Source organism: Pseudoroseomonas ludipueritiae, assembly GCF_014490445.1.
Lineage (GTDB): Bacteria > Pseudomonadota > Alphaproteobacteria > Acetobacterales > Acetobacteraceae > Pseudoroseomonas > Pseudoroseomonas ludipueritiae.
Map to the genome: position 1 here is coordinate 1 of NZ_JACTUZ010000348.1, position 1,125 is coordinate 1,125.

Below are 1,125 nucleotides of genomic sequence, written 5' to 3' on the forward strand. Positions count from 1 at the left end.
GGCATGCCGATCATTGTGGCCTCGGGTCAGGGCCAGCGGGAGCACACGCTGCGGGCGATCGGCCTTGGCGCCTATGACTTCTGCGAAAAGCCGGTCGATCTCGCGGTGCTGCGCACCATCGTCGACCGCGCCCTGCGGCTGCGCGCGCTGGAGGAGGAGAACCTCCGCCTCGCCGCCCTGCCCCGCCCCAGCCCGATCCGCGACATCGTCACCGCCGACGAGGGCATGCTGCGCATCTGCCACACCGTGGAGCGCCTCTCCCAGGTCTCCGTGCCCGTGCTGCTGCTCGGCGAAAGCGGCACCGGCAAGGAGGCGCTGGCCCGCGCCCTGCACGAAATGGGCCCCCGCGCCCGCAAGCCCTTTGTCGCCATCAACTGCGCCGCCATCCCCGAGCCGCTGCTCGAGAGCGAGCTTTTCGGCCATGAGCGCGGCGCCTTCACCGGCGCCGTCCGCCAGGTCGCCGGCCGCATCGAGGCCGCCAATGGCGGCACCCTCTTCCTCGACGAAGTGGGCGACCTGCCGCCCTCGCTGCAGGCCAAGATGCTGCGCTTCCTGCAGGAACAGGTGATCGAGCGCGTCGGCGGCCGCACCCCCATCCGCGTCGATGTGCGCATCGTCTCCGCCACCAACCAACCGCTGGAGGAACAGGCCGAGCAAGGCCGCTTCCGCGCCGACCTGCTCTACCGCCTGAACTCGCTGACGCTGCGCATCCCCCCCCTGCGCGAGCGCGGCGAGGACCCGCTGCTGCTGGCCCGCTGGTTCCTCGCCCGCTACGCCCGCGAGTTCAACCGCCGCCTGCGCGGCCTCGATGCCTCCGCCGCCGAGGCCGTCATGGCCCACCGCTGGCCCGGCAATGTGCGCGAGCTCGGCAACCGCGTCCGCCGCGCCGCCCTGATGGCGGAAGGCAACACCATCTCCGCCGCCGACCTCGAACTCTCGCCCCCCGCCGAGCCCTCCGAGGTCGACCTCGACCTCCGCGCCGCACGGCTCCGCGCCGAACGCGCCACCATCGAGCGCGCGCTGGCCCGCTCCAACGGCTCCCTCGCCGCCGCCGCACGCCTCCTCGGCATCTCACGACCCACCATCTACGGCCTCCTCGAAACCCACCGCCTCTCGCCGAATCAG

General features: G+C 72.6%; 1 protein-coding gene. It reads left to right on the forward strand.

Going from position 1 to position 1,125, the window contains the following annotated elements:
* Nucleotides 1-1,125: sigma 54-interacting transcriptional regulator (locus IBL25_RS27440; RefSeq protein ID WP_187781368.1), on the forward strand; the 1,125-nt coding region annotated here is incomplete at both ends.